Origin of the sequence: Specibacter sp. NPDC057265 (assembly GCF_042668835.1) — a bacterium.
In the GTDB taxonomy this organism is placed as follows: Bacteria; Actinomycetota; Actinomycetes; order Actinomycetales; family Micrococcaceae; genus Specibacter.
Genome location: NZ_JBHUYE010000004.1, coordinates 188,018 through 197,697 on the forward strand (window position 1 = coordinate 188,018; position 9,680 = coordinate 197,697).

At 62.3% G+C, this 9,680-nt stretch carries 4 protein-coding genes; 2 read left to right on the forward strand and 2 right to left on the reverse strand.

The window, feature by feature from the left end; all coding sequences use genetic code 11:
* Positions 1-10: 10 nt before the first annotated feature.
* Entirely contained in the window at positions 11-496 is a 486-nt protein-coding gene (locus tag ACFUCV_RS05130; protein ID WP_380812772.1) for an aminoacyl-tRNA deacylase, read from the reverse strand.
* Complete coding sequence (locus ACFUCV_RS05135) at positions 493-1,692, reverse strand: acetyl-CoA C-acetyltransferase (protein ID WP_380812775.1); 1,200 nt, start codon at positions 1,690-1,692, stop codon at positions 493-495. Before ACFUCV_RS05135 ends, ACFUCV_RS05130 begins: the two co-directional genes overlap by 4 nt.
* A 400-nt stretch (positions 1,693-2,092) precedes the next feature.
* Between ACFUCV_RS05135 and rpoB the strand changes: the two genes are divergently transcribed.
* The gene (gene rpoB, locus ACFUCV_RS05140) at positions 2,093-5,611 is read left to right on the forward strand and encodes a DNA-directed RNA polymerase subunit beta (RefSeq protein WP_380812777.1); all 3,519 of its coding nucleotides are present in this window, start codon (positions 2,093-2,095) and stop codon (positions 5,609-5,611) included.
* Between the two features lie 100 nt (positions 5,612-5,711).
* On the forward strand, positions 5,712-9,614 hold the full coding sequence (locus ACFUCV_RS05145; RefSeq protein ID WP_380812780.1) for a DNA-directed RNA polymerase subunit beta': 3,903 nt from the start codon (positions 5,712-5,714) through the stop codon (positions 9,612-9,614).
* Positions 9,615-9,680 lie beyond the last annotated feature (66 nt).

A 9,680-nucleotide genomic window follows, 5' to 3' on the forward strand; every position in this document is an offset into this window, starting at 1 on the left:
CCCGCAAGGACTATTCCGGGATTGAAATGTCAGCCACCGTGGCGTCCAGGGCGGCAATGAGCCCATCGGCCTGGACGAACATGCTGAAGCCGTGTTCCCCGGCCCCCAGGGCCACGCGGGCACCGCGGATGCGCTCATCCACGTAGACGGGCCAAGCCGTGGTGCTGCCCAGCGGGGTGATGGTGCCGCGTTCATACCCGGTGGCGGCAAAGGCCACCTCGGCGGCGGGCATTTGGAGCTTGTTCACGCCCACCACCGTGCGCAACTTGGGCCAGGAAATGGCGCGGCCGCCTGGAACCAGGGCAAACAGGAAAGTGCCGTCGCTGCGTTTGACCACCAGGGACTTGACAATGTCCTTGGCGGCAAGGCCCATGAGCTCAGCGGCTTCGGCGAGTGAGCCGGCTGCAGGCCGGGCAATAATTTCAATGTCCAGTTCCCTGGCCAAGGCGTCCGCAGCAACGCGTGCGCGTCCCGCGGGCGCCGCTGCGGAACTCATTCGCCGTCCCGGAACAGCAGCAGCGCCTCGCCCTGGCCGCCACCGCCGCACAGGGAGACGGCAGCCTTGCCGGAGCCGCGCCGTTTCAGCTCCAGCGCGGCATGGAGCAGCAGCCGGGCCCCGGAGGCGCCAATGGGGTGCCCCAGGGCAATGGCCCCGCCATGGATGTTGCACTTGTCCAGAGGCAGGCCCAAATCCCGCAGCGACTGCACCGCGACCGAGCCGAATGCCTCATTGATTTCAATGAAATCCAGCTCCGAAACCGACCAATTGGCTGTTGCGAGCGCCTTGTGGATGGCGTTGGCAGGCTGGGAGTGCAGGGAATTATCCGGTCCGGCCACCTGTCCGGGGGAGCCCACCACGGCAAGCCACGGCAGGCCGTGCGCCTGGGCATATTCCCGCGAGGCGAGCACCACGGCACCGGCGCCGTCGGAAAGGGGGGAGGAATTGCCTGCGGTGATGGCGCCGTCGGCGGTGAAGGCCGGACGCAGCCCGGCCAGGGTCTCCACGGTGGTCTGCGCCCGGATGCCCTCGTCGGCCGTCACCACCGCAGGCTCACCCTTGCGCCGGGGTGCTGTCACAGGGATGATTTCAGCATCAAACACCCCGGCATCCACGGCCGCTGCGGCGCGTTGATGGGAAGCGGCGGCCACCTCGTCCTGGGCTGCACGGGAAATGTTGAGCCGGAGATTGCCCCGCTCGGTGGAAAGGCCCATTGAGTCACCGTCAAAGGCGTCGGTCAGGCCATCGTGGGCCGCGGCGTCCAATGCGGCGACGGTCCCGTAATTCCAGCCGCGCCGGGATCCGGGCAGTACGTGCGGGGCGTTGCTCATGGATTCCTGCCCGCCGGCCACCACCACCGCCGCTTCGCCGCTGCGAATCAGGCGCGCACCGTCAATGACGGCTGTCAGCCCGGAGAGGCAGACCTTGTTCAGCGTGATGGCGGGGATCTGCCACCCCAGCCCGGCGCCAATGGCGCTTTGCCGTGCCGGATTCTGGCCGGCACCGGCCTGCAGCACCTGGCCCATGATGACCTGGTCAATGTCGGCAGGCTCCACACCGGCACGTTCCACTGCCGCGGCAATGGCCTCGGCGCCGAGTTCGACGGCGGTGAACTGCGCCAATTGCCCGTTGAGCCGGCCCTGCGGTGTGCGGGCTCCGGCGAGAATTACCACGTCCTGTGAATGTGCGCTCATGGCTGTCGTGCTCCTTGAAAGCTATGCCGTGCAACACGTCGTTGAGCTGCACTTGTCCCCTTGGAATCCTACAGCTCCGAATCCAGTGGACCGCATGGCGTGCGGGGGAGGGGGCCGCTGAACAGACCCCGCTTGCCATTTTTAGAAAGGTGGAGTAGACGCGCCCGCACTTAAGGGTGTAGTGTAGTTCTTTGCGTATCCCTCTTAACCTTCAGCCTTCATATAGCGGTGGGCTTTGTCTAGGTCAGAGGCCGCCGAAGAACAGCAGTGCCGGGCCGTCAGCGCCCTGGAACGGCTTTTTTCGCGGCATTTCGACTAGCGTTCGCCCGGGTTTGATGACCCAGGGCGGATCGGGTGGGGATCGCATGAACAAGCCTGCAGGTCTGTGGAAGGATCCCTCTTGGTCGCCTCGAGCACCTCTAATGTAAATAACGCTGCAACCGCTATCGATTCAAACAGCACCGACGGTGCTAAGAGTCGCCTCTCATTCGCAAAGATCCACGAGCCGCTTGACGTGCCGAATCTGCTTGCCCTCCAGACCGAGAGCTTTGACTGGCTCGTTGGTAATGAGCGCTGGCAGGAACGCATGCAAAGCGCAGTGGATGCCGGCGATGACAGTGTGGCCGTCACCTCGGGCCTAGCCGACATCTTTGAAGAGATCTCCCCGATTGAGGATTTCCAGGGCACCATGTCCCTGTCCTTCACGGAGCCGGAGTTCTCTGACCCCAAGTTCACCGTTGACGAGTGCAAGGACCGCGACGCCACGTACGCCGCCCCGCTGTACGTCAAGGCCGAGTTCATGAACAACTTGACCGGTGAAATCAAGCAGCAGACAGTCTTCATGGGTGATTTCCCGCTCATGACCAACAAGGGCACCTTTGTCATCAACGGCACCGAGCGTGTTGTTGTGTCCCAGCTGGTCCGTTCCCCCGGCGCCTACTTTGAGCGCACTGCGGACAAGACCAGCGACAAGGAAATCTTCACCGCCAAGATCATCCCCTCACGTGGCGCATGGTTCGAGCTGGAGATTGACAAGCGCGACCAGGTTGGCGTCCGCCTTGACCGCAAGCGCAAGCAGTCCGTCACAGTGCTGTTGAAGGCGCTGGGCTGGACCGAAGGCCAGATCCTGGAAGAGTTCGGCGAGTTCGACTCCATCCGGGCCACCCTGGAAAAGGATGCCACCACCGGCCGCGAGGATGCCCTGCTGGACATCTACCGCAAGCTGCGTCCGGGCGAGCCGCCCACCGTTGACGCCGCCGACGCGCTGCTGCACAACCTGTACTTCAACTCCAAGCGCTACGATCTGGCCAAGGTTGGCCGTTACAAGATCAACCGCAAGCTGGGCATTGACATGCCGTTGAGCAGCCCCGAAGCCTCGGTGTTGAGCGTTGATGACATTGTTGCCATGATCAAGTACCTGGTGGCACTGCACGCCGGGAACAAGACCACCAAGGGCATGCGCGACGGCGCCGAGGTTGACCTGCGCGTCGACGTCGACGACATTGACCACTTCGGCAACCGCCGCATCCGCGCCGTGGGTGAGCTGATTGAGAACCAGATCCGTACGGGCCTTTCCCGCATGGAGCGCGTTGTCCGCGAGCGGATGACCACCCAGGACGTCGAAGCCATAACGCCGCAGACCCTGATCAACATCCGTCCCGTGGTGGCAGCCATCAAGGAGTTCTTCGGAACGTCCCAGCTGTCGCAGTTCATGGACCAGAACAACCCGTTGGCCGGTCTGACGCACAAGCGCCGCCTGTCCGCGCTGGGCCCGGGTGGTTTGTCCCGTGACCGTGCAGGCATGGAAGTCCGTGACGTCCACCCCTCCCACTACGGCCGCATGTGCCCCATTGAAACCCCTGAAGGCCCCAACATTGGTTTGATTGGTTCCTTGGCTTCCTATGGGCGCATCAACCCCTTCGGTTTCATTGAAACCCCGTACCGCCGGGTCAAGGATGGCGTTGTTTCCGACAGCGTTGACTACCTGACCGCTGATGACGAGATGGAAGTTGTGATTGCGCAGGCCAACGCGCCGCTCGATGACGACAACCACTTCGTGGAGGAGTCCGTGCTGGTCCGTCAGCGCGGCGGTGGCGGCGAGCCCGTCCTGATCCCGGCCGCCGAGGTCGAGTACATGGACGTTTCCCCGCGCCAGATGGTGTCGGTGGCAACTGCCCTGATTCCGTTCCTGGAGCATGACGATGCCAACCGTGCCCTTATGGGTGCGAACATGCAGCGCCAGGCCGTGCCGCTGGTCCAGTCCGAGGCCCCGTTCGTGGGCACCGGCATGGAACGCGCCACGGCAGTGGATGCCGGCGACGTCGTCATTGCCAAGAAGGCAGGTGTGGTTTCGGAGGTTTCCGCCGACGTCGTGGTGATGTTGAACGACGACGGCACGGAGATCAGCTACCCGATCGCCAAGTACCAGCGTTCCAACCAGGGCACCGCCTACAACCAGCGCGTGCTCGCTTCCGAAGGCCAGCGGCTGGAAGTTGGCGGCATCATTGCCGACGGCCCCGCAACCGACATGGGCGAGCTTGCCCTGGGCAAGAACCTGCTGGTCGCGTTCATGTCCTGGGAAGGGCACAACTACGAGGATGCCATCATCCTCTCGCAGCGCATTGTGGCTGAGGACGTGCTGTCCTCGATCCACATTGAAGAGCACGAAATTGATGCCCGCGACACCAAGCTGGGCGCCGAGGAGATCACCCGGGACATCCCGAACGTTTCCGAGGAAATCCTGGCCGGCCTGGACGAGCGCGGCATCATCCACATTGGTGCCGAGGTTGAAGCCGGCGACATCCTGGTAGGCAAGGTCACCCCCAAGGGTGAGACCGAACTGACCCCGGAGGAGCGTCTGCTCCGTGCCATCTTCGGTGAGAAGAGCCGCGAAGTCCGCGACACCTCCTTGAAGGTACCCCACGGCGAGTCCGGAACAGTCATTGGCGTGCGCGTCTTTGACCGTGATTCCGACGACGACCTGCCCCCCGGCGTCAACCAGCTGGTTCGTGTCTACGTGGCCAACAAGCGCAAGATCACCGATGGTGACAAGCTGGCTGGCCGTCACGGCAACAAGGGTGTCATTTCCAAGATCCTGCCGATCGAGGACATGCCCTTCCTGGCCGACGGCACGCCCGTTGACATCATCTTGAACCCGCTGGGTGTTCCCGGCCGCATGAACGTGGGCCAGGTGCTGGAAATTCACCTGGGTTGGGTTGCCAAGAACGGTTGGAAGATCGAGGGTGAGCCGGAATGGCTTTCCAAGCTGCCGAACCTGCCGCGTGAAATCGGCCAGACCAAGGTTGCCACCCCCGTGTTCGACGGTGCCCGTGATGAGGAAATCACAGGCCTGTTGGATTCCACCACCTTGACCCGTGACGGTGACCGCCTGATTGATTCCTCGGGTAAGACGCGTCTGTTCGATGGCCGCTCCGGCGAGCCGTTCCCGGACCCGATCTCCGTCGGTTACATGTACATCTTGAAGCTTCACCACTTGGTGGACGACAAGATCCACGCCCGCTCCACGGGCCCGTACTCCATGATCACCCAGCAGCCCCTGGGCGGTAAGGCCCAGTTCGGTGGCCAGCGCTTTGGTGAGATGGAAGTTTGGGCACTTGAGGCTTACGGCGCCGCTTACACCCTGCAGGAACTGCTGACCATCAAGAGCGATGACATTCACGGTCGCGTGAAGGTCTACGAGGCAATCGTCAAGGGCGAGAACATCCCGGAACCGGGCATCCCGGAATCCTTCAAGGTTCTTATCAAGGAAATGCAGTCGCTGTGCCTGAACGTGGAAGTCCTTTCCACCGACGGCACCACGATTGAGATGCGTGACTCGGATGAAGAAGTCTTCCGGGCCGCGGAGGAGCTGGGCATCGACCTTTCACGGGCCGAGCCGAACTCTGTCGAAGAAGTCTAGGAGCTTCGAGGTGCGGCACCCCAGCCGTGCCGCACCTCGGACCTTCTCTTCCTCCCGTACCCGAAACAGACTTTAGAGAATTAGAGAGAACAGGACCCATATGTCCAGCGAATCCTCCTTCGGCCTCATGCAGATTGGCCTGGCCACCGCGCAAGACATCCGCGACTGGAGCCACGGCGAAGTCAAGAAGCCGGAAACCATCAACTACCGCACGCTCAAGCCGGAAAAAGACGGCCTGTTCTGCGAGAAGATCTTCGGACCTTCCCGCGACTGGGAGTGCTACTGCGGCAAGTACAAGCGTGTGCGCTTCAAGGGCATCATTTGTGAGCGTTGTGGCGTGGAAGTCACCCGCGCCAAGGTGCGCCGCGAGCGCATGGGCCACATTGAACTTGCCGCTCCCGTAACCCACATTTGGTACTTCAAGGGCGTCCCCTCGCGCTTGGGCTACCTTTTGGACCTGGCACCGAAGGACCTGGAAAAGGTCATTTACTTTGCTGCCTACATGATCACCAGCGTTGACGATGAAGCGCGTCACGAAGAGCTGCCGAACCTCCAGATCGAGCATGATCTGGAAAAGAAGCGCATGATCGACACCCGTGACAACGACATTGCCACCATTGCCCGTGACCTGGAAGGCGAATTGCAGCGCCTCGAAGGTGAAGGCGCCAAGGCGGCGGACAAGAAGAAGGCCCGTGATTCCGCGGACCGTCAGATGGCCAATGTGCGCAAGCGCGCCGACGCCGACATTGACCGCCTTGAGCAGGTCTGGGACCGTTTCAAGGCCCTGAAGGTTGCCGACCTGGAAGGTGACGAAGCACTTTACCGCGAACTGCGGGAGCGCTACGGCATGTTCTTTGAAGGTGCCATGGGTGCCGAAGCCATCAAGAGCCGTCTCGAGAACTTCGACATGGCAGGCGAGGCTGAGATCCTGCGCGACATCATTGCCAACGGCAAGGGTCAGCGCAAGACCCGCGCCCTGAAGCGGCTGAAGGTGGTCAACGCATTCCTGACCACCAACAACAGCCCCCTGGGCATGGTCTTGGATGCCGTCCCGGTGATCCCGCCGGAACTGCGCCCCATGGTCCAGCTCGACGGTGGCCGTTTCGCCACCTCGGACCTGAACGACCTGTACCGCCGCGTGATCAACCGCAACAACCGCCTCAAGCGCCTGCTTGATTTGGGTGCTCCGGAAATCATTGTCAACAATGAAAAGCGCATGCTGCAGGAAGCTGTGGATTCGCTGTTCGACAACGGCCGCCGTGGCCGTCCCGTCACCGGACCGGGCAACCGTCCGTTGAAGTCGCTTTCTGACATGCTCAAGGGCAAGCAGGGCCGCTTCCGCCAGAACCTCCTGGGCAAGCGCGTTGACTACTCCGGCCGTTCCGTGATTGTTGTTGGTCCGCAGCTGAAGCTGCACCAGTGTGGTCTGCCCAAGCAGATGGCCCTGGAGCTCTTCAAGCCGTTCGTGATGAAGCGCCTGGTTGATTTGAACCACGCACAGAACATCAAGAGCGCCAAGCGCATGGTGGAGCGTTTCCGCCCCCAGGTGTGGGACGTTCTCGAAGAGATCATCACCGAGCACCCGGTATTGCTGAACCGTGCACCAACCCTGCACCGCTTGGGCATCCAGGCGTTCGAGCCCCAGCTTGTTGAAGGCAAGGCCATCCAGCTTCACCCGCTGGTGTGTGGTGCCTTCAACGCCGACTTCGACGGCGACCAGATGGCAGTCCACCTGCCGCTGAGCCCCGAGGCGCAGGCAGAGGCGCGCATTTTGATGCTCTCCTCCAACAACATTCTCAAGCCTTCCGATGGCCGTCCCGTGACCTTGCCGTCGCAGGATATGATCATCGGCCTGTACCACTTGACCACCAAGCGTGAAGGTTCAGTGGGCGAAGGCCGTGTGTTCTCCACCGCCGCCGAAGCCGTCATGGCCTTCGACGCCGGTGAGCTGCACTTGAACTCACAGGTCAAGATCCGTCTGGAAAGCTTTGTTCCCGGACCGGAACGTACGGGACCGGAAGGTTTCGAAGCCGGCCAGTCGGCCATCATTGAAACCTCCCTGGGACAGGTCATCTTCAACGAGACCCTGCCGACGGATTACCCGTGGGTTGAGTCCGTCGCCGACAAGGGCCAGCTTTCAGAGATCGTCAATGACCTCGCCGAGCGGTACCCCAAGGTTGTTGTGGCTGCCACGCTGGATAACTTGAAGGATGCCGGCTTCTACTGGGCCACCCGCTCAGGCATCACGGTTGCCATCTCCGACATCAAGGTTCCGGAATCCAAGCCGGCCATCCTTGAAGGGTACGAGGTCAAGGCCGCCAAGGTTCAGGCCCAGTACGACAAGGGTCTGATTGCCGATGAGGAACGCCGCCAGGAACTCATTGACATTTGGAACCAGGCCACCAACGAGATCGCTGATTCCATGCGGGCGTCCTTCGCCGCGTCCAACACGATCAACCGCATGGTTTCCTCCGGTGCCCGTGGTAACTGGATGCAGGTCCGCCAGATTGCCGGCATCCGTGGCCTGGTGGCCAACCCCAAGGGTGAAATCATTCCGCGCCCGATCAAGTCCTCCTACCGTGAGGGCCTGTCGGTTTTGGAATACTTCATTGCCACCCACGGTGCCCGCAAGGGTCTGGCCGACACTGCTTTGCGTACGGCCAACTCCGGTTACCTCACGCGTCGACTGGTGGACGTTTCACAGGACGTCATCGTTCGCGAAGACGACTGCGGCACCGAGCGCGGCCTGGCCCTGCCCATCGCAGTGGTCGACGCCAATGGCGCCATTGTGCTCCACGAAGAGGTCGAGAACAGCGTCTACGCACGCACCTTGGCCGCGGAAGTGGTGGACTCCTCCGGCACCGTGCTGGCTGAGGCCGGCGACGATGTGGGGGATGTCCTCATTGCCAAGCTGTTCGCAGCCGGCATTGAAGAGATCAAGGTCCGCTCCGTGCTGACCTGTGAGTCCACCGTTGGTACCTGTGCACTGTGCTATGGCCGTTCCCTGGCCACCGGCAAGACCGTGGACATTGGTGAGGCCGTGGGCATTATTGCCGCACAGTCCATTGGTGAGCCCGGCACCCAGCTGACCATGCGTACCTTCCACACCGGTGGTGCCGTTTCGGCCAGCCGTGGCGAGGACATCACCCAGGGTCTGCCCCGTATTCAGGAGCTCTTCGAAGCACGTACCCCCAAGGGTGTTGCTCCGATCGCTGAAGCTGCCGGACGCATCAACATTGATGAGTCCGAGAAGACCATGCGTTTGATCCTGACTCCGGACGACGGCACCGAGGAGATCGCCTACCCGGTCCTCCGCCGTGCACGTCTGCTCGTCGCCGACGGCGAGCACGTGGAAGTGGGCCAGAAGCTCATTGTGGGTGCCGTGGATCCCAAGCAGGTTCTGCGCATCCTCGGCCCGCGTGCCGCCCAGAAGCACCTCGTTGAGGAAGTTCAGGGCGTGTACCGCAGCCAGGGCGTGGGCATCCACGACAAGCACGTGGAGGTCATCGTCCGTCAGATGCTGCGCCGTGTCACGGTCATCGAGTCCGGCGATTCCAAGCTGCTCCCCGGCGAGCTTGCCGAGCGCGGCCGCTTCGAGACGGAAAACCGTCGCGTCGTGTCCGAGGGCAAGAAGCCTGCTTCGGGGCGTAACGAGCTGATGGGTATCACCAAGGCCTCCCTGGCCACCGAATCATGGCTCTCCGCCGCTTCCTTCCAGGAGACGACCCGCGTCTTGACGCAGGCCGCCATGGAAGGCAAGTCGGACCCGCTGCTGGGTCTGAAGGAAAACGTGATCATCGGTAAGTTGATCCCCGCCGGCACCGGCCTGCCGCGCTACACCGACGTCACGGTGGAGCCCACGGAGGAAGCCAAAGCCAACCTGTTCACAGGTCCGAGCGCGTTCAGCGACTTTGACTACGTGGGCGGCGCGGGCGATTTGGGCGCCGAGTTCCGTGCCATCCCCTTGGATGACTACGATCTGGGCACCAACTTCTCCGGCTAATCCCGGAGCAGACACCCTGCATTGCCAAGGTCCGACGGCGGTTGGCTGGTTTCCCTGCGAAACCAG